Source organism: Streptomyces sp. NPDC040405 (assembly GCF_055595765.1).
On sequence record NZ_JBVIVI010000004.1, the window covers coordinates 447,198 to 466,350 of the forward strand.

Annotated in this window: 17 protein-coding genes; 13 read left to right on the forward strand and 4 right to left on the reverse strand. The window is 71.9% G+C overall.

Annotated features, from left to right (window positions below; translation table 11 throughout):
* The first annotated feature begins 44 nt into the window (after nt 1-44).
* Complete coding sequence (locus ACZ59A_RS19715; protein WP_470960316.1) at nt 45-689, forward strand: MBL fold metallo-hydrolase; 645 nt, start codon at nt 45-47, stop codon at nt 687-689.
* A gap of 31 nt (nt 690-720) precedes the next feature.
* Nucleotides 721-1,500, forward strand: coding sequence for an exodeoxyribonuclease III (locus ACZ59A_RS19720; protein ID WP_470960318.1), 780 nt, complete (start codon nt 721-723; stop codon nt 1,498-1,500).
* 225 nt (nt 1,501-1,725) lie between these two features.
* On the opposite strand, the gene ACZ59A_RS19725 is transcribed toward ACZ59A_RS19720, so the two are convergent.
* The gene (locus tag ACZ59A_RS19725) at nt 1,726-3,546 is read right to left on the reverse strand and encodes an SGNH/GDSL hydrolase family protein (protein ID WP_470960320.1); all 1,821 of its coding nucleotides are present in this window, start codon (nt 3,544-3,546) and stop codon (nt 1,726-1,728) included.
* Between the two features lie 154 nt (nt 3,547-3,700).
* Between ACZ59A_RS19725 and ACZ59A_RS19730 the strand changes: the two genes are divergently transcribed.
* From ACZ59A_RS19730 to ACZ59A_RS19750, 5 genes are all read left to right on the forward strand, one after another.
* Nucleotides 3,701-4,141: a DUF6278 family protein gene (locus tag ACZ59A_RS19730; RefSeq protein ID WP_468047345.1), complete on the forward strand. Its 441-nt coding sequence runs from the start codon at nt 3,701-3,703 to the stop codon at nt 4,139-4,141.
* An 83-nt stretch (nt 4,142-4,224) separates the two neighbouring features.
* Entirely contained in the window at nt 4,225-4,971 is a 747-nt protein-coding gene (locus tag ACZ59A_RS19735) for an amino acid ABC transporter ATP-binding protein (RefSeq protein ID WP_470960322.1), read from the forward strand.
* An 8-nt stretch (nt 4,972-4,979) separates the two neighbouring features.
* The gene (locus tag ACZ59A_RS19740) at nt 4,980-5,897 is read left to right on the forward strand and encodes a glutamate ABC transporter substrate-binding protein (protein ID WP_470960324.1); all 918 of its coding nucleotides are present in this window, start codon (nt 4,980-4,982) and stop codon (nt 5,895-5,897) included.
* Between the two features lie 13 nt (nt 5,898-5,910).
* Nucleotides 5,911-6,555, forward strand: a complete 645-nt coding sequence (locus ACZ59A_RS19745) for an amino acid ABC transporter permease (RefSeq protein WP_470960326.1) — start codon at nt 5,911-5,913, stop codon at nt 6,553-6,555.
* A complete protein-coding gene (locus tag ACZ59A_RS19750; RefSeq protein ID WP_470960328.1) occupies nt 6,552-7,412 on the forward strand; it encodes an amino acid ABC transporter permease in 861 nt (286 codons plus the stop codon). The genes ACZ59A_RS19745 and ACZ59A_RS19750 overlap by 4 nt, the downstream gene beginning before the upstream one ends.
* Here ACZ59A_RS19750 and ACZ59A_RS19755 read toward each other — a convergent pair whose 3' ends face one another.
* Nucleotides 7,413-9,002 carry an alpha/beta fold hydrolase gene (locus ACZ59A_RS19755; RefSeq protein WP_470960330.1) on the reverse strand — a complete coding sequence of 530 codons (1,590 nt, stop codon included), beginning with the start codon at nt 9,000-9,002 and terminating at the stop codon, nt 7,413-7,415.
* Nucleotides 9,003-9,183: 181 nt separating this feature from the next.
* Nucleotides 9,184-9,936, reverse strand: coding sequence for a hypothetical protein (locus ACZ59A_RS19760; protein ID WP_470960331.1), 753 nt, complete (start codon nt 9,934-9,936; stop codon nt 9,184-9,186).
* 136 nt (nt 9,937-10,072) lie between these two features.
* Between ACZ59A_RS19760 and ggt the strand changes: the two genes are divergently transcribed.
* The 6 genes from ggt (at nt 10,073) to ACZ59A_RS19790 (ending at nt 18,364) form a co-directional block, all read left to right on the forward strand.
* The gene (gene ggt, locus ACZ59A_RS19765; RefSeq protein ID WP_470960333.1) at nt 10,073-11,944 is read left to right on the forward strand and encodes a gamma-glutamyltransferase; all 1,872 of its coding nucleotides are present in this window, start codon (nt 10,073-10,075) and stop codon (nt 11,942-11,944) included.
* A 144-nt stretch (nt 11,945-12,088) separates the two neighbouring features.
* Nucleotides 12,089-13,633, forward strand: a complete 1,545-nt coding sequence (locus ACZ59A_RS19770) for a hypothetical protein (protein WP_470960335.1) — start codon at nt 12,089-12,091, stop codon at nt 13,631-13,633.
* A gap of 153 nt (nt 13,634-13,786) precedes the next feature.
* A complete protein-coding gene (locus ACZ59A_RS19775; RefSeq protein WP_470960337.1) occupies nt 13,787-14,629 on the forward strand; it encodes a nitrilase-related carbon-nitrogen hydrolase in 843 nt (280 codons plus the stop codon).
* On the forward strand, nt 14,626-15,954 hold the full coding sequence (locus ACZ59A_RS19780) for an aspartate aminotransferase family protein (RefSeq protein ID WP_470960339.1): 1,329 nt from the start codon (nt 14,626-14,628) through the stop codon (nt 15,952-15,954). Before ACZ59A_RS19775 ends, ACZ59A_RS19780 begins: the two co-directional genes overlap by 4 nt.
* Complete coding sequence (gene hydA / locus ACZ59A_RS19785) at nt 15,954-17,354, forward strand: dihydropyrimidinase (protein ID WP_470960341.1); 1,401 nt, start codon at nt 15,954-15,956, stop codon at nt 17,352-17,354. Before ACZ59A_RS19780 ends, hydA begins: the two co-directional genes overlap by 1 nt.
* Nucleotides 17,355-17,365: 11 nt before the next feature.
* Nucleotides 17,366-18,364, forward strand: a complete 999-nt coding sequence (locus tag ACZ59A_RS19790) for a TIGR03842 family LLM class F420-dependent oxidoreductase (protein ID WP_470960343.1) — start codon at nt 17,366-17,368, stop codon at nt 18,362-18,364.
* A 233-nt stretch (nt 18,365-18,597) separates the two neighbouring features.
* Here the strand turns inward: ACZ59A_RS19790 and ACZ59A_RS19795 are convergent, their stop codons facing one another.
* Nucleotides 18,598-19,026 (reverse strand): hypothetical protein, encoded by a 429-nt coding sequence (locus ACZ59A_RS19795; RefSeq protein WP_470960345.1) that lies wholly within the window; start codon nt 19,024-19,026, stop codon nt 18,598-18,600.
* Nucleotides 19,027-19,153: the final 127 nt, after the last annotated feature.

The following is a 19,153-nucleotide window of genomic DNA, read 5'->3' on the forward strand; positions in this document are numbered from 1 at the left end:
TCCCGGGCGCGTCGCGCGGGTGGCGGGGGAGGACAATGATCCCCATGAAGCTCACCAAGAAGGGCCACGCCTGCGTCCGGCTGGAGAAGGACGGGCAGCGCCTCGTCATCGACCCCGGAGCCTTCACCGAACAGGACGCGGCGGTCGGCGCGGACGCGATTCTCGTCACCCACGAGCACTTCGACCACTTCAGCGAGGAGCATCTGCGGGCGGCGCTCGATGCCAACCCCGCCGCGCGGATCTGGACCCTCGCCAGCGTCGCCGGGCAGATCTCGGCGGCCTTCCCGGGCCGGGTGCACACGGTCGGCGACGGCGACACCTTCACCGCGGCCGGTTTCGACATCGAGGTGCACGGGCAACTGCACGCCGTCATCCACCCCGACATCCCGCGGATCACCAACGTCGGTTACGCGGTGGACGGCGCGGTCTTCCACCCGGGCGACGCGCTCACCGTGCCGGACCGTCCCGTGGAGACCCTGCTGCTGCCGCTGCACGCGCCCTGGAACAAGTTCTCCGAGATCCTCGACTACGTACGCGAGGTCGCGCCGCGGCGCGCGATCGACATCCACGACATCCTGCTTTCCGACCTGGCCCCGCAGGTGTACGGCCGGATGCTGGGCCCGGACGGACCGGGGACCGGCGGCGCCGATCACATCCGCCTGCTGCCGGGCGAATCGCTCCCGCTCTAGGCTGTCGGACCCGGGCTGTAGGTTGTCTCCCATGCGCATCGCGACCTGGAACGTCAATTCGATCACCGCCCGGCTGCCCCGGCTGCTCGCCTGGCTGGAGAGCAGCGGCACGGACGTGCTGTGCGTCCAGGAGACCAAGTGCGCCGAGACCGCCTTCCCCTTCGAGCCCCTGCGCGAGCTGGGCTACGAGGCCGCGGTCAACGCCACCGGCAGGTGGAACGGGGTGGCCGTCGTCTCCCGGGTCGGCCTCGACGACATCGTCTCCGGCCTCCCCGGCGGCCCCGACTACGAGGGCGACCAGGAGCCCCGCGCCATAGCGGCCACGTGTGGCGGGGCGCGGGTGTGGTCGGTCTACGTGCCCAATGGCCGCGAGATCGGTCATCCGCACTACGACTACAAGCTGCGCTGGCTGGAGGCCCTGCGGTCGACCGTGACCGAGGACGCGAAGAGCTCCCGGCCCTTCGCCGTCCTCGGCGACTTCAACGTCGCCCCGACCGACGACGACGTCTGGGACCGCACCCGCTTCGACGGGCTCACGCACGTCACCGACAAGGAGCGCGAGGCGCTGGCCGCCCTGCGCGAAGCCGGACTGTCGGACGTCGTCCCCCGCCCCCTGAAGTACGACCACCCCTTCACGTACTGGGACTACCGGGAGCTGGGCTTCCCGAAGAACCGCGGCATGCGGATCGACTTGGTGTATGGCAACGCGGCCTTCGCGGGGGCGGTTGGCGATGCGTATGTGGACCGCGAGGAGCGCAAGGGCAAGGGCGCGTCCGACCACGCCCCGGTCGTCGTAGACCTCAAGCTCTGATCCCAGAGCCTGGCCGGGGTGCCCCCGGGGGTTTCGTACGCGGGTGCGGGACGGTGGCCGGGTTGTGCCCACCCGTCCCTCGCCCAGCTACCGCTGGGAGGTGCCCCCTCGCGGAACGATTGCCCACAACCTGTGGCACATCCAGCCCCTCCGGCGGTTGAGGAGCGGGGGTTTGGGGGCGGAGCCTTCAACTAGGGGCCGGGGCGGAGCCCCGGGAACAGCCCCTCAGCCCAGCAGGCGCCGCAGGGGGACCGCGTCCGCCATCGCCTTCAAGCCCGCATCGCCCGGGTGCAGATGGTCACCGCTGTCGTACGCGGGAAGGATCCGCGACGGATGCCCGGGGTCACGCACGACCGCGTCGAAGTCCAGCACCGCGTCAAACGCGCCGCCGTTGTCGCGGATGAACGCGTTCACCACCGAACGCCGGGCATCCGCGTCGGCGGTGCACAGCGCCTCGCCCTCGCAGGGCGTGATCGTCCCGCCCACCACCCGCAGCCCCCGCGCATGCGCCCGCGCGGCCAGGCCCTTCAACCCCGCGATGACGGCCTCGGCAGACGTGCCCCAGCGCAGATCGTTGATGCCCTGGAAGACGACGACCGTACGGGCGGACGTCTGGGCCAGGACGTCCCGTTCCAGGCGGCTGCCCGCGCTCACCCCGCTTGTGACCGTGGAGACGCCGTCGCCCGGGTAGACGTCGGTGACCACGCGGTTCGCGGAGATGCCGCTGTTGACGACGCCGTACGCGGGCACGCCGGACCCACCGGACTGGGCGCGCAGACGGCGGGCGAGGACGTCGGGCCAGCGCCGGTTGGCGTCCATCGTGGACTTGGTGCCGTCGGTGATGGAGTCGCCGAGGGTCACCACCGACCCCGGGCCGCCCCGGACGTCGACGCCGGTGAGGAACGGCCACGTGGTGAGGGTGGAGGTGTACGCGTCGGCGCCCGCCTCGCCCGTACGGTCACCACTCCCCGGCGCGCTCAGATACGAGCGCTGCGTGGCCTGGGTGTGCACCGGCACCGCCGCGACCGGCCCGGGGAGGTGAATGCTGACCAAAAGGTTCGCGTCGGCGGGCACGGCGAAGTTCACAGGATCGCTGAAGACCTGCGCGCCCGCCGGGATCGACGTACCGGCCCGGCCACGGAAGGTGAGCGGCACCGGGGCGTCGCTCGCCGCCGCGCCGCCCGCCTGGAGGGCGACCGTGGCGTGGCCGATCTCGACGGGGGCGGCGGCGAAGGTGTTCTCCAGCCGGACCCGGGCGCCCGGCCCGCCCGCGCTGGTGTGCACGACGAGCCGCAGCGTCTGGTCGGTCCACGGCCCGGCCTTGGTGTATCCGGCGGTGCTGGCGGCCCAGCTGCCGGTCCAGCCCCGCGCGGGCTGCCGCAGCGAGGCGGCGAAGACATGCAGATCGGCCGCCGGGCCCGGATCCTTCGGCAGCGTCACCGACGCGACTTCCCGGTCGCCGCGCAGGGGCACCGTGACCGCGTACAGCCGGGCCGCCTCCTGCCGCTGCCCGTCGGCGGTGTTGAGGTGCGGGAGGCCGACCGCCTTGGTGGCGGCGGGGCCCGCGCGCCAGTCGGGGGCGCTCAGGGTGTACGTACCGTGCGAACCATCGCGGTAGCGGACCGTGCCGGTGCCGCCCGCCCCGGCGCCGGGGCCGCCCGGGGAACTGCTCGCGACGAGGAACGTGAGCGCGTCGCCGCGCCCCCGCAGCCGCACCGACTGCCCGTCGGCGATCACATTGTCGGCGCGGCGCCCGGCGCTCTGCGGCCAGCTGAGCCGCGCCGCGTCGAGGGCGATGGTGCGTCCGGGGGTCCAGCCCGCGGCCCGCAGGTCCTGCGCGGAGAGGGAGTTGCCCGCCCCGTCGAAGTCGGCGGTGCCCGGCGCGGTGTCGTCACCGACCGCCCGGTTGTCGAAAAGCCGCTCCAAAGGGAGCGGCTTGGTGGTGGTGGGGGCCTGGGCCACCGAGGGTGCGGCCGGTGCGAGGAGTACGAGGATGGCGCCTCCCGCGACGATTCCGGCCGCTGACCATGGTCTGCCGACGCGCATATGTGTCCCCTCTCGTAACCGACCCGACCGGCGATTCGACAGGTGCATGGCGAACGTAGGGAGACGGACGGGTGTCGTCAAGACAAGCAACGGGTCACGGACCCCACCGCGCGCCCTGTGGTGCGCCCGTGCGCTTGGTGCGACGCTGAGCTGTATGAACATCCCCTTCCTGGACAACTGGCGCAAGCGGCATGGTGCGGCCTCCGGTACGGCTCTGATGAGCGCCCAGGAGGCGGACCCCCAAGGCGTGGCGCAACTCCTCTCCGAGTGCGAACTGCTGCGCGCCCGGGCCACGCAGGCGGGCATCGGGCTCGACGACTCGGCCGGGTCGCTGGAGGCGCTGGACCAACTGGTGCCGCGCTGGCGCGACGACCCGGAGGAGCTGCCCTGGCTCGGTAACGACGCCGGGCTGTATCTGGGCACGGTCATCGTCCGCACCGTGCCGGGCGCCGTCTGGCAGGTGTGGCCCAACGGCCGCCCGGTGGTCCGGCTCGGCTCCGGCCGGGAGGTCGACGTGGTCGAGGCGGGCCAGCAATGGGCCGCCGACGGCGCCCCCGAACTGTCCCAGCTGTACGCGGAGGTCTCCGAGGTCTAGCGGTCCACCCCTATCGGGCGTTATCGCCCCATCGGTGCGTGTCCTGACCGAAGTACCGCTTTCGTGTGGATAGTTTGCGCGGTATGTCCGTTGGTGAACCGCTGATCGAGCTGCGCAGCGTCAACAAGTACTTCGGCGCGCTCCACGTCCTCCAGGACATCGACCTCACCGTCGGCCGCGGGGAAGTGGTGGTGGTCATCGGGCCCTCCGGGTCCGGGAAGTCGACGCTGTGCCGGACGATCAATCGGCTGGAGACCATCCAGTCGGGTTCGATCGTGGTGGACGGGCGGCCGCTGCCCGAGGAGGGCAGGGAACTGGCGCGGCTGCGGGCCGAAGTGGGGATGGTCTTCCAGTCGTTCAATCTGTTCGCCCACCGGACCGTGCTGGACAATCTCATGCTCGCCCAGCTGAAGGTCCGCAGGCGCGGCAAGGCGGAGGCCCAGCGGCGGGCCCGGGAGCTGCTGGACCGGGTGGGGCTCGCGGACCAGGCGGACAAGTACCCCGCGCAGCTCTCCGGCGGCCAGCAGCAGCGGGTGGCCATCGCCCGGGCCCTGGCCATGGACCCGAAGGTGATGCTCTTCGACGAGCCGACCTCGGCGCTCGACCCGGAGATGATCAACGAGGTGCTGGAGGTCATGCGGCAGCTCGCCCGGGACGGGATGACGATGGCCGTCGTCACCCATGAGATGGGCTTCGCGCGCTCCGCCGCGAACCGGGTGGTGTTCATGGCCGACGGCCGCATCGTGGAGGACCGCAGCCCGGAGGAGTTCTTCAGAGCGCCGGAGTCCGCCCGGGCCAGGGACTTCCTCTCCAAGATCCTCAAGCACTGAGCCGGGTGATGACGGACATGAGGCGCACCCTGACCGCGCTCCTCGCGCTGCTCCTCGCCCTCGGCGGCGGCGCCCTCACCGGCTGCGGCAAGGAGGGCAGCCCGCCCGCCAAGGGCCCCAAGGCCGAGGCGCTGCCGCGCTACCGGGTGGCCACCGGCTTCCGGCTGCCCTCCTCGCCCACCTGGCGGAAGGCGAAGCGGCGCGGGTACCTGACCGCCGGGGTCAAGGAGGACCAGCCCTATCTGGGCGAGAAGGACCCGGCCACCGGCCGCTACTCCGGCTTCGACATCGAGATCGCCAAGATGATGTCCGCCTCTCTCGGCTTCCCGCCCCGGACCATCCGGTTCCGGAGCATCGCCTCCGCCAACCGGGAAACCGCGCTCCAGAACGGCCAGATCGACATCTACGTCGGCACCTACACCATCAACCCGCTGCGCAAGAGGCTGGTCGGCTTCGCCGGTCCGTACTACATGGCCGGGCAGTCGCTGCTGGTGCGCAAGGACACGGACGACATCCACGGCCCCGGCGACCTGGCGGGCAAGACGGTCTGCTCGGCGGCCGGTTCCACCCCGCTGCAGCGCATCCAGCACGACTACCCCAAGGCCCACCCGGTCGCGTACGACAACTACTCGGTGTGCGTCGACAACCTGCTCAGCTACCAGGTCGACGCGGTCACCACGGACAACGTCATCCTGCTCGGCTACGCGGCCAAGGTCCCCGAGGAGCTGAAGGTCGTGGGCAAGCCGTTCTCCAAGGAGCCGTACGGCATCGGCGTGCCCAAGGGGGACACCGCACTGCGCTTCGCGCTGGACGACGCCATCGAGGCGCATGAGCGCAACGGCGACTGGAGGCGGGCGTACAACGCGACCCTCGGCCTGTCCGGTGTGCCCGCCCCGAAACCGCCCGCCGTCGACCGCTACCACTAAAGGCCCCGCACCCATGGACGTGCTCACCGACAACTTCTCGCTCTACGGCCGCGGCCTGCTCGGCACCGTCGAGCTGACCGTCTACGCCTCGCTGCTCGCCCTCGCGCTCGGCGTCCTGATGGCCGCCTTCCGGGTCGCGCCGGTCGCGAGCCTGCGCGCGTTCGGCACCGCGTGGGTGACGGTGCTCCGCAACACCCCGCTGACGCTGCTGTTCTTCGCGGTGATGCTGGGCCTGCCCCGCTTCGGGCTGATCCTGCCGTTCACCGCCTTCGCGGTGCTCGCCCTCGGCTGCTACACCTCGGCGTTCATCTGCGAGGCGGTGCGCTCGGGTATCAACACGGTGCCGGTCGGGCAGGGCGAGGCCGCCCGCAGCCTGGGCATGACCTTCGAGCAGACGCTGGGCGCTGTGGTGCTGCCGCAGGCGTTCCGCGCCGTCATCCCGCCGATCGGCTCGACGCTGATCGCGCTCGCCAAGAACTCGGCCATCGCCGGGTCGTTCAGCGTCACCGAACTGCTCGGCACCTACAAACCGCTCAACGAGATGGGCTACAGCATCGTCTGGTCCTTCGTCTGGATCGCCGTGGGCTATCTGCTCGTGACCCTGACCATCAGCGCGGTCTTCACCGTGCTGGAGAAGCGCTGGGGAGTGCCGCGTTGACCGCCACCGCCGTCCTCTACGACGCCCCCGGGCCCCGTACCGTCCGCCGCCACCGCCTGTACGGGGTGATCGCCACGCTGGTGCTGCTGGCCCTGATCGCCTGGGTGATCTATCTCCTTGTCGACACGGGTCAGTTCGCGTACCGGAAGTGGATGCCCTTCGAGTACGCCGGCATCCAGGAGCTGCTGCTGCGCGGGCTCGCCAACACGCTCAAGGCGTTCGGGCTCGCCGCCGTCCTCTCGCTGGCGCTGGGCGCGGTGCTGGCCGCCGGGCGGCTGTCCGACCACCGCCCGGTGCGCTGGCTGGCCACGCTGATCGTGGAGTTCTTCCGCGCGATGCCCGTCCTGGTGATGATCTTCTTCGTCTTCGTGGCGCTGAAGGTGCAGCCGCTGCCCGCCCTGGTCACCGGGCTGACCCTGTACAACGGCTCGGTGCTCGCCGAGGTGTTCCGCGCGGGCGTGGCGTCGGTGGACCGCGGGCAGCGGGAGGCGGCGTACTCGCTGGGGCTGCGCAAGACGCAGGTCATGACGTACGTCCTGGTGCCCCAGGGGGTACGGGCGATGCTGCCCGCGATCATCAGCCAGCTGGTGGTGGCGCTGAAGGACACCTCGCTCGGGTTCCTCATCACCTACGAGGAGTTCCTGCACGCGGGCAAGCTCATCGCGTCCAACCTCGACTACGACCTGCCGTTCATCCCCGTCGTGATGGTCATCTCGCCGGTGTACATCGGGATGTGCATGCTGCTGTCGTGGTGCGCCAACTGGGCCGCCAAGCGGCAGCGGCGCAGCGTGAAGACGGCAGAGGTGCGGGTGGCGCCGCCCGGCCCGGGCGCCCCGTTGCCGGGCGACACCGCTTAGCTAGTCGCGCACCGGGACCGACAGATACGAGGGGTCGGCCGCCGGCGAGGAGAACGTGAGGTGGGCGCCGTCCGGGTTGTGCTCGATGTAGAGCGGGTCGACGGTGTCGACCACCAGCGCGAGCCGGTGTCCGGCCGGGACGTCGTACGCCGTCGAGAACAGGTCCAGGTCGACGGGGAACGGCTTGCCCGGGGTGCGGTCGTGGAAGGTGACGGGCGCGTTGCTGATGAGCTTGCCGACGCCGAGCGGGCCCACGTCGTAGAGGTAGGCGACCGCGGTGCCGTCGGCCTTGTCGCTGGTGAGGGTGGTGTGCAGGGACACCGTGCCGCGGACGCGCTGCTCGGTCGCGTACGCCCCGGTCTGCCAGACGGCGGCGTACGAGCGCGGCAGCAGCGGGATCGAGGCGAGCGGCGGGAGCTTGAGGAACTGGTCGAGCGCGCCGGTCAGCAGGACGGTCCCGGCGTTGGCGCCCGAGTCGTGGTTGGCGGTGACCGTCGCGGTCCGGTCGAGCGCCACCCGGCGCCGCTCCGAGGAGACGGCGGACCAGCTGGCGTAGCCCTCGTAGCCGCCGCCGGTACGGGACATGAGCTGCACCGGCCGCTCGCCGTCGATGCCGTTGCGCTCGCCCTTGAGGTAGCGGTCGAGCCAGCGCCGGGAGTGCTCCCAGGTGTCGTTGGGCAGCCCGAAGAGCCCGCCGAACTCGGCGGTCGCGTGGTCGCCCGGCCGGAACTCCAGCCGCTTGGGGCCGGTCAGCTTCTCGTAGAAGTCGGCGTAGGTGTTGGGCGGGAAGATGGAGTCGCCCCACGCGTTGCCCAGCATGATGGCCGCGCCATTGGCGTTGATCTTGTCGAGGTAGGTGGCCGCGGAGCGCTTGCGGCCCCACTCGATCATCTGGTCTTCCTTGGCCAGGTTGGAGCCGAGGAAGTCCTCCAGGGTCTGCTTGAGTTCGTCGCTGGGGCGGCCGGTGAGCGCCCCCGCGCCGCCGAGCAGCCCGGCGGCCTGGGCGTGCTGGGTGCGGCCGCTGTAGATGGACCCGATCAGGTCCGCCCAGCCGCTCATCGAGACGACCGCCTTGATCCGCTTGTCGAAACCGGCGGCGAGCAGGCTGATCCCGGCGCCGTACGACACGCCCGCCATGCCGATGTGGTCGGGGTCGGCGGCGGTGTGGGCCAGCGCCCAGTCGATGACCTTGGAGGCGTCGGCGACGTCGGGTGGTCCGGCCGTCTCGATCCGGCCGCCGGACTGCCAGAAGCCGCGGGTGTTGTAACTGACCACCACATAGCCGGAGTCGGCGAGCTTCTTGGCCTGCGCGAGGTATTCGACCTGCGGCATGGACCAGCTGGTGGGCAGCACGACGAGGGGGTGGCGGCCCGAGGCGTCCGCCGGGGCGACGACGTTGGCGGCCAGGGTGATGCCGCCGTCGCCGGGGATGTCGACGAATCGTACGGAGGTGTCGGCGGCGGAGGCGGCCGCGGACGTGGCGGGAGCGGCCTGGGCGGCGGGGGCGAGGACGAAGGTCGCACCGGCCAGGACGGTCGCCGAAAGGGAGGCGGCGGCGGTGGTACGCAGCGCTCGGCGGGCAGGGGTCACTGTCGCTCCAGACGTGGATGCCGTGGGGGGCTGGGGGAGCACCGGTGCAGGCCCGGAGGGCCTAAGTGACCTGACGGTAACTCGGGGCCTTACCGCTGGTAATAGGGCGGCAAGTTACGCCTGGGTAACGATGCGGGCGTAGCGGGCCCGGGCACCGTCCGTGATGCGATATCCCCCCGGCTCAGCCCTCCTTGAGGAGCGACTTCGTGGACGCCCGGCCGCCTCCCGTGGTGGCCGCCTTGGTGACGTCCGCGACCAGTTCGACCACATCCGGGCCGTACGCCTGCGAGTTGACCACCTTCAGCAGCAGGCAGAACGAGCCCTGCGGCCCGTGCTTGCGGGCCAGCTTGGCGCGGTTGCGCACCAGGTGGCGTACGGCGGCGCGGTGCGTGACCGGGCGCTGCCCGGCGGCCAGGAAGACCGGGCGGCCGCCGTCGCCCGCCGTCAGCCGGGCCACGAGCACATGCTCGACCGCGCCGGGCTCCGGCGGGTAGTCGGTGCCGCCGATGGTGAAGCTGCCGCGGTTCGCGCCGGACTCGTCGCCCTGGTGCACGGTCACGCCCGGCAGCAGGTTCGCCATGTGCGCGGCCAGCCGACGGTGCGCGGTCGGGTCGCCGACGCAGAACTCGGTGCGCGCGCCGAAGCCCTGCAGCCCCGTGTCGTGCGGCGCCACCTCGGCATGCGCCCCGCAGTTCTCCACGACGGAGGCGAGCCCCAGCAGCGCGAGGGCGTCATGGCGCGGGATGGACCAGTGCGCCGAGGTGCTGTCCCGGTGGGTGACCAGCACACATTCCGAGCCGTCCGGCAAGCCGAAGAAGCGTTGCTCGCGGGCGCGCCCCCGGCGTCCGGCCGCCGAGTGCACGGCCCAGCCGAGCGCCACCCCCACGATCAGGGCCGCTCCGGAAGCGATCAGGTCCTGCACGGTGTCACTCATGGCCGCGCATCGTAGCTGCCATCCGCAGTCGTGTTCGAGTGAATGCCGAAGGGCACTCGCCCGCTGTCGCCCTCTGTCGTGAGCATGAGCGCCGCCGGTAGGCTCCGCTCTCTCTGTCGTCCGCTTGGAGGTCCGGATGGGGCACGCCGCACGACCAGCCGCAGCAACCAGATCCACGGCACGAGCCGCACGGCGCGCGCTGCCCGCGCTCGCCGCCGCGGCCGGGATGGTCGCCGTGCTCGGCATCGCCCCGGCGGGCGCGCACGCCGCCAGTGGCGCCGAGGCCGCCGCTGGTACGCCCGACAAGACACCCGTGGCCACCGGCTACGGCGGCGCGGTCTCCAGCGTGGACCCGGACGCCTCGGCGGCCGGGATCGACGTGCTGCGGCGCGGCGGCAACGCGGTGGACGCGGCGGTGGCGACGGCGGCCGCGCTCGGCGTGACCGAGCCGTACTCGGCGGGCATCGGCGGCGGCGGATACTTCGTCTACTACAACGCCAAGCGGCACAGCGTCTCCACGCTCGACGGCCGGGAGAGGGCCCCGCTCAGCGCGGACAAGGACCTCTTCCTGGGCAAGGACGGCAAGCCGCTGCCGTTCGACGACGCCGTCACCAGCGGGCTCGGCGTCGGCACCCCCGGCACCGCGGCCACCTGGAGCGACGCCCTCAAGGACTGGGGCACCCGGTCGCTCGGCCAGGTGCTGAAGCCCGCCGAGCGGCTGGCCCGCGACGGCTTCACCGTCGACAAGACCTTCCGCGAGCAGACCGCCGACAACGAGGACCGATTCAAGGACTTCCCGGCCACCGCCGAGCTGTTCCTGCCCGGCGGAAAGCTCCCGGCCGTCGGCTCGACGCTCCGCAACCCGGATCTCGCCCGCACCTACGCCCTGCTCGCGAAGAAGGGCGTCGGCGCCGTCTACAAGGGCGAGGTGGGCCGCGACATCGTCTCCACGGTGCGCAAGCCCCCCGTCGACCCCAAGGCGCAGCGCGTCGTGCGGCCCGGCGATCTGCGGGCCGAGGACCTGCGGGCGTACGGGACGAAGCGGCAGGCCCCGACCCGCACCTCCTACCGCGGCCTGGACGTGTACGGCATGGCGCCCTCGTCCTCCGGCGGCACCAGCGTCGCCGAGGCGCTGAACATCCTGGAGCGCACCGACCTCTCCCGCTTGAGCGAGCGCGACTATCTGCACCGCTACATCGAGGCATCCCGGATAGCCTTCGCCGACCGCGGCCGCTGGGTCGGCGACCCGGCCGCCGAGGACGTCCCCACCAAGGCGCTCACCTCGCAAGCGTTCGCCGACTCCCGGGCCTGCCTCATCAAGCCCGACGCGGTGCTGAAGAGCCCGCTCGCCCCCGGCGACCCGGCGAACCCCGGTGCCCCCGGCTCCTGCGACACGCGCGGACACGCCGCCCCCACCACGTACGAGGGCGAGAACACCACGCATCTGACGGCCGCCGACAAGTGGGGCAACGTCGTCGCGTACACCCTCACCATCGAGCAGACCGGCGGCAGCGGCATCACCGTCCCCGGCCGGGGCTTCCTGCTCAACAACGAGCTGACCGACTTCTCCTTCGCGCCCGCCGACCCCGCCGTCCACGACCCGAACCTGCCGGGTCCGGGCAAGCGGCCGCGCTCGTCCATGTCGCCGACCATCGTGCTCGACGGCCACAAGCCGGTGCTGGCGCTCGGCTCACCGGGCGGCGCCACGATCATCACCACCGTGCTGCAGACCCTGCTGAACCACCTCGACCGGGGCATGCCGCTGGTCGACGCGATCGCCGCACCGCGGGCCAGCCAGCGCAACGCCGCCCAGACGGAGCTGGAGCCCGGGCTGTGGAACAGCCCGGAGCGGGCCCGGCTGGAGAAGCTGGGCCACGCCTTCAAGCAGAACCCCGAGATCGGGGCCGCGACGGGCGTCCAGCGGCTCTCCGACGGCCGGTGGCTGGCGGCGGCCGAGACGCAGCGGCGCGGCGGCGGCTCGGCGATGGTGGTCAGGCCCGCGGGCTGATCCGCCGTGTTCGTGGTGGCGGTCCGGCCCCGGCCGGGCCGCCACCGTAAAATCCCCGTAGGAATCCACACCAACCTCGCCTGTCACGGGCGAATCCGGAAATGTACCGGTAGCGCGCCGGTACCCGGGTCCGTAACATGCGGGGTGTCGAATGCGGGGGTGGCGATGGCGGGCAGACAACTCCCGGCGGCGATCGAGGAGTTCGCGAGCTATCTGCGCGCGCTGACCCGGCGCATCGACCCGGACCTGGGCTGGTACGCGGTTTTCGCGCAGCGCGACCCCGAGGGTTTGCGCGCCTGTCTGGACGGCCAGGAGATCCCGCCCTGGGACGTCGTCCAGGCCCTTCTGCAGGACCTTTCCGCCCAGCGTGGCGCCCAGACGGCCAACGTGGCCGCGGCCCGCGCGGCCACCCTGTACCGCGCCTCGATCACCGCCCATGACGCGGTCCCCGGCACCCGCGAGGCGCTCCGCGCCCGCCTGGCCGCGATGCACCGTGAACGGTTCGCCGCGGCCGACCGCGAGCGGGACCTCCAGGCGGCCCAGCGCGCCGGGGCCGAGACCACCACGGACGGAGACCCCGTCGACGCGGCCCTGGCCTGGGCCCAGGACGACCACTACCGGGCCTCGGCCCGCTGCGAGGAACTCACCGCCCGCCTGGCCGCCCTCCCGGTCCCGGCGGGCGAGAGCCCGCCGCCCGCCGAGCCCGCCGCGGTGCCCGCCGAAACACCGCCCGGACCGCCTCGGCAGCCGGTGCCGGAGGGGGCCGGTCCGCCGGGCCCCTCGCCCACTGGCCCGGCCGGGCGCCCTCAGCCGGGCGCCGCCCGTACCGCCCCGCCGCCGCGCACCGACGGCCCGCCGCCCGGTGCGGCCCGGTCGTCCTGGATGGTGGGCGGGCTGCAGGACCCGACGACCGCGGGGCTGGCCGGGCCGCGCGGGGCGCGGTTCGCCGAGGCGTACGACGGCGCCCCGGGCCCCGTACCGCCCGCGTCCCCGGGCGCCGAACCGGCCCGCCCGCGCGGTGCGCGGTTCGCGGGGGCCGGGCAGCAGCCGTCCGCCCCGCGCGGGGCCCGGTTCCCCGGGGTGCGGGGCGCTGCGCGCAAGCGGGAGCGGGAGGCCGAGGAGCGGGCCCGGGCCAGTGCGCAGCAGGAGCTGGCCGAGGCCCGGCGGGCGGCCGGTGGGGCCGTCGCGCGGCTGGGGCGGCTGCGGGCGGAGGGGCGCAGTGGCGAGGCGCACGCCGTGCTGTGCGAGACGGCCGTCTGGCCCGCCGGGCGGCTGCCGGTGCTGGCGGCCGAGCTGGAGCGGGCCGGGCTCGGCGCCGACGTGGCCACGCTGCTGTGGGAGATGGCCTGCCTGCCGCCCGAGGAGCTCGCCGCCGCCGCGGAGGCGCTGATCGCGGCGGGCCGGGAGTCCGACGGGGAGCGGCTGCTGCGGCAGAGCGTCGCGCGGCCCGTCGCCGAGGTGGCGCAGACCGCGCTCGCGCTGCTCGGGAACACCGCGCACCGCGAGGTGGCCTTCCTGCTGACGGCGTTCATACGGGCCCGTACGCCCGCCGAGGTGGCCGAGTCGGCGGCCGAGGACCCGGGCACGCTGGTGCCCCGGCTGCTGGACGCGGCGGGCGCGGTGTCCCCGGGCAGCCAGCACGACCTCGCCCACGCCCTCCGTGTGTCGGGCATACAGGGCTCCGGCTGACCCTGCCGGGCCCGCTTCGTTGAGTAACGGCGGCGGTATTGCCAGAGTGGTAAGTGCGCTTCTACGTTCTTCACCACAGCCAGATTCTACGTGCGTAGACACAGGTTGACGACGGGGGCAAGCCCCCGGAGCACTGCTGTGAAGGAGCTGATCATGGCCAACGTCGTACGTGCCGCGCTCGTCCAGTCCACCTGGACCGGCGACACCGAATCAATGATCGCGAAGCATGAGGAGTACGCCCGGCAGGCCGCCGCCCAGGGGGCCAAGGTGATCGGCTTCCAGGAGGTGTTCAACGCTCCGTACTTCTGCCAGGTGCAGGAGCCCGAGCACTACCGGTGGGCGGAGCCGGTCCCGGACGGGCCGACGGTGCGGCGGATGGCGGAGCTGGCCCGGGAGACCGGGATGGTGATGGTCGTGCCGGTCTACGAGGTCGAGCAGTCCGGCTTCTACTACAACACCGCGGCCGTGATCGACGCCGACGGCAGCTACCTCGGCAAGTACCGCAAGCACCACATTCCCCAGCTCAAAGGGTTCTGGGAGAAGTACTACTTCAAGCCCGGCAACCTGGGCTGGCCGGTGTTCGACACCGCCGTCGGCAAGGTCGGCGTCTACATCTGCTACGACCGCCACTTCCCGGAGGGCTGGCGCGCCCTGGGGCTGGAGGGTGCGCAGCTCGTCTACAACCCGTCGGCCACCTCCCGCGGGCTGTCCTCCCACCTGTGGCAGCTGGAGCAGCCCGCGTCGGCGGTCGCGAACGCGTACTACATCGCGGCGATCAACCGCGTCGGCACCGAGGAATACGGCGACAACGACTTCTACGGCACCAGCTACTTCGTCGACCCGCGCGGCCAGTTCGTCGGCGACGTGGCCAGCGACAAGGAGGAGGAGCTGATCGTCCGCGACCTCGACTTCGGCCTCATCGACGAGGTGCGGCAGCAGTGGGCCTTCTACCGGGACCGCCGCCCCGACGCCTACGACGGGCTGGTGAAGCCATGACCGGCGAGGAGCTGTACGCACGCCACCGGGCCGTCCTCCCGGACTGGCTGGCGGTCTACTACCAGCGGCCCATCGAGATCACCCACGGCGAGGGACGCCACGTCTGGGACGCGGACGGCAACCGCTACCTCGACTTCTTCGGCGGCATCCTCACCACGATGACCGCCCACGCGCTCCCCGAGGTCACCAAGGCCATCACCGAGCAGGCGGGCCGGATCCTGCACAGCTCCACGCTCTACCTCGACCGCCCGATGGTCGATCTCGCCGAGCGCGTCGCGCATCTGTCCGGCATCCCCGACGCCCGGGTCTTCTTCACCACCTCCGGCACCGAGGCCAACGACACGGCCCTGCTGCTCGCCACCACGTACCGCCGCTCCAACCAGATCCTGGCGATGCGCAACAGCTACCACGGCCGGTCGTTCTCGACGGTCGGCATCACGGGCAACCGCTCCTGGTCGCCGACCAGCATCTCCCCGCTCCAGACGCTGTACGTACACGGCGGGGTACGGGGCCGGGGGCCGTTCGCCGGGCTGTCGGACGGCGCGTTCATCGACGCGTGCGTGGCCGACCTCGAAGACATCCTCGGCCAGGCGCACGGCAACGTCGCCGCGCTGATCGCCGAGCCCGTTCAGGGCGTGGGCGGCTTCACCTCCCCGCCCGACGGGCTGTTCGCCGCGTTCCGCGAGGTGCTGGACCGGCACGGCATCCTGTGGATCACCGACGAGGTGCAGACCGGCTGGGGCCGGACCGGCGACCACTTCTGGGGCTGGCAGGCGCATGACGCCGCGGGCCCGCCGGACATCCTCACCTTCGCCAAGGGCATCGGCAACGGCATGTCGATCGGCGGGGTCGTCGCCCGCGCGGAGGTCATGAACTGCCTGGGCGCCAACTCCATCTCCACCTTCGGCGGCAGCCCGGTCACCATGGCCGCCGGTCTCGCCAACCTCAACCACCTGGTCGAGCACGACCTCCAGGGCAACGCCCGCCGGGTCGGCGGACTGCTCATCGAGCGGCTGCGCGCGGCCTGCGCCGGGCTCGACGGCGTACGCGAAGTGCGCGGCCGCGGCCTGATGATCGGCGTCGAGCTGATGGATCCGAACACCGGGGAGCCGTCCCCCGAGGCCGCCTCGGCCGTGCTGGAGGCCGCCCGCGAGGGCGGGCTGCTCATCGGCAAGGGCGGCGGCCACAACAGCAGCGTCCTGCGCATCGCCCCGCCGCTGAGCCTCACCGTGGCGGAGGCGGAGGAGGGCGCGGACATCCTCGAAGCCGCCCTGAAGACCACCCAGTCCGGTCAGTCCGGTCAGTCGGGAAGGAGTGCGGGCTGATGTCTCGTACCGTGATCCGTGGCGGGCTCGTCATCACCGCCGCCGAGGAGATCCACGCCGACGTCCTGGTCGAGGACGAGCGGGTGGTGGCGCTGGCCGCGTCCGACAGCGACATCGCGCGCGGCTGGACCGCCGACCGTACGATCGACGCCACCGGCAAGTACGTCATCCCGGGCGGTGTCGATCCGCACACCCACATGGAGATGCCGTTCGGCGGCACCTTCGCCGCCGACACCTTCGAGACCGGCACCCGGGCCGCGGCCTGGGGCGGTACGACCACCCTCGTGGACTTCGCCATCCAGACCAAGGGGCACGCCCTGCGGGAGGGGCTGGACGCCTGGCATCTGAAGGCGGGCGGCAACTGCGCCATCGACTACGGCTTCCACATGATCCTCTCCGATGTCGACGAGGGCTCCCTGAAGGAGATGGATCTCCTTGTGGACGAGGGGGTGACCTCGTTCAAATTGTTCATGGCGTATCCGGGCGTCTTCTACAGCGACGACGGGCAGATCCTGCGCGCCATGCAGCGCGGCGCGGCCAACGGCGGGCTCATCATGATGCACGCCGAGAACGGCATCGCCATCGACGTCCTGGTCGAACAGGCCCTCGCCGAGGGCAGGACCGACCCCCGCTACCACGGCGAGGTCCGCAAGGCGCTGCTGGAGTCCGAGGCCACCCACCGCGCCATCCAGCTGGCCCGGGTGGCCGGGGCGCCGCTGTACGTCGTCCATGTGTCGGCGGAGGAGGCCGTCGCGGAGCTGACGCAGGCGCGCGACAAGGGGCTCCCGGTCTTCGGCGAGACATGTCCGCAGTATCTGTTCCTGTCCACCGACAACCTCGCCGAGCCGGACTTCGAGGGCGCCAAGTACGTCTGCTCGACACCGCTGCGGCCGCGTGAACACCAGGCGGCGCTGTGGCGGGGGCTGCGGACCAACGACCTCCAGGTCGTCTCCACCGACCACTGCCCGTTCTGCTTCACCGGGCAGAAGGAGATGGGCCGCGGCGACTTCTCCAAGATCCCCAACGGAATGCCGGGCGTGGAGAACCGCATGGACCTGCTCCACCAGGGCGTCGTGGACGGCCACATCACCCGCCGCCGCTGGATCGAGATCGCCTGCGCCACCCCGGCCCGGATGTTCGGCCTCTACCCCAAGAAGGGCACCATCGCGCCCGGTTCGGACGCCGACATCGTCGTCTACGACCCGGCCGCCCGGCAGACCATCTCCGCCGAGACCCACCACATGAACGTCGACTACTCGGCCTACGAGGGCAAGGAGATCACCGGGCAGGTCGAGACCGTGCTCTCGCGCGGCTTCCCGGTCATCGACGGGCGCGCCTACACCGGGCGCGCCGGGCACGGCAAATATGTCCGCCGCTCGACCTGTCAGTACCTCACCTAGGAGGCCAGGCCATGGACTTCGGACTCGTACTGCAGACCGATCCGCCCGCGTCGGACGTCGTGGACCTGATGCGCCGGGCCGAGCGCAACGGCTTCGGCTACGGCTGGACCTTCGACTCCGCCGTGCTCTGGCAGGAGCCGTTCGTCATCTACAGCCGCATCCTGGAACACACCGAGCGGCTGACCGTCGGCCCCATGGTCACCAACCCCGGCACCCGCACCTGGGAGGTGACCGCCTCCACCTTCGCCACCCTCAACGACATGTACGGCAACCGCACGGTGTGCGGCATCGGCCGCGGCGACTCCGCGCTGCGGGTCGCGGGCCGCAAGCCCAACACCCTGGCCCGGCTGGGCGAGGCCATCGACGCCATCCGCGACCTGGCGGAGGGGCGGGAGGCCGTCGTGGACGGCAGCTCGATGCGCATCCCCTGGATCAAGGACGGCAGGCTGCCGGTCTGGATGGCCGCGTACGGGCCCAAGGCCCTCGCCCTCGCCGGGCAGAAGGCCGACGGCTTCATCCTGCAGCTCGCCGACCCGTTCCTGACGGAGTGGATGGTCCACGCGGTCCGCGCCGCCGCGTCCGACGCCGGGCGCGACCCGGACGCGATCACCATCTGCGTCGCCGCGCCCGCGTACATCGGGGACGATCTGGCCCACGCCCGGGAGCAGTGCCGCTGGTTCGGCGGCATGGTCGGCAACCACGTCGCCGACCTGGTCTCCCGCTACGGCGATTCCGGCGCCGTCCCCGCGTCCCTGACCGAGTACATCGCCCAGCGCAAGGGCTACGACTACAGCCACCACGGCCGCGCCGGAAACCCGGACACGGCCTTCGTCCCGGACGAGATCGTCGACCGCTTCTGCCTGCTGGGCCCGGCGGAGGCGCACGTGGAAAAGCTGCGCGCGCTACGGGGACTGGGCGTGGACCAGTTCGCGGTGTACGCGATGCACGACGCGAAGGAGCGGACGATCGACGCGTACGGCACCGAGGTCATCCCGGCGCTGACCGCCTAGGAGCCGGGGGCGGGACCGTGTGGTTCCCGCCCCCGCGGCACTAGGTCCTGTCCGGCGGATCTTCGTGGATCAGCCCGCGGCGTCTGGTGCGGGGGGCACCTCCCAGCGGTAGCTGGGGGAGCATCGCAAGGCGGAGGGTCGTCCTCGTACCGGGTCGTACTCGGGCGATCCCGACAACGCGGCGAGGTGCCGTGCCAGACGCCGCGGGCCCGCGGAGATCCGCCGGACAGGGCCTAGCTCGCGCTCGGAGGGGTCTGAGCCGCCTTCTTGGCGGGGCGGCCGCGCTTCTTGGCGGGCGGCTCCTCCGCGGGCCGGGACGCCGCCGCGAAGGGCTTCAGCGCCTTCTGCAGGGCCTTCAGCCCGTCCGGGCCCAGGTCCACGGTCCGGCGCTCATTCCTCAGGGCCTGCCGCACGGCAATGGTGTTGCTGCCGTCCTCGTTCTGCTCCCCGGTTTCGTATTCCTCTTCGACCCAGGTGGGCACGGTGATATCCACCGAATGCACGTCCGCGGTGATATCGGGTTCGAGATCGCAGTGAATTACCGTGCGTCCGTAGATTCGCGTTTCCACCGTCTGTCCGTTGACGACGACGGGTGTGACGGTTTCCTGAACCCCTTCCTCGTCCTTCTCGGTTTCCGTAACCTGAACAAAGCGAACTGCCACTGCTTCCCCTTTTCTTGGAACCGCTCAAATTCTAGCGGGACAGCGGCTGTTGGCGCCAATCCGGAAATGCGGAAAGCCCCTTCCGGTCGGAAGGGGCTTTTCCGGGGCGCACGGCGGGAAATGCGCG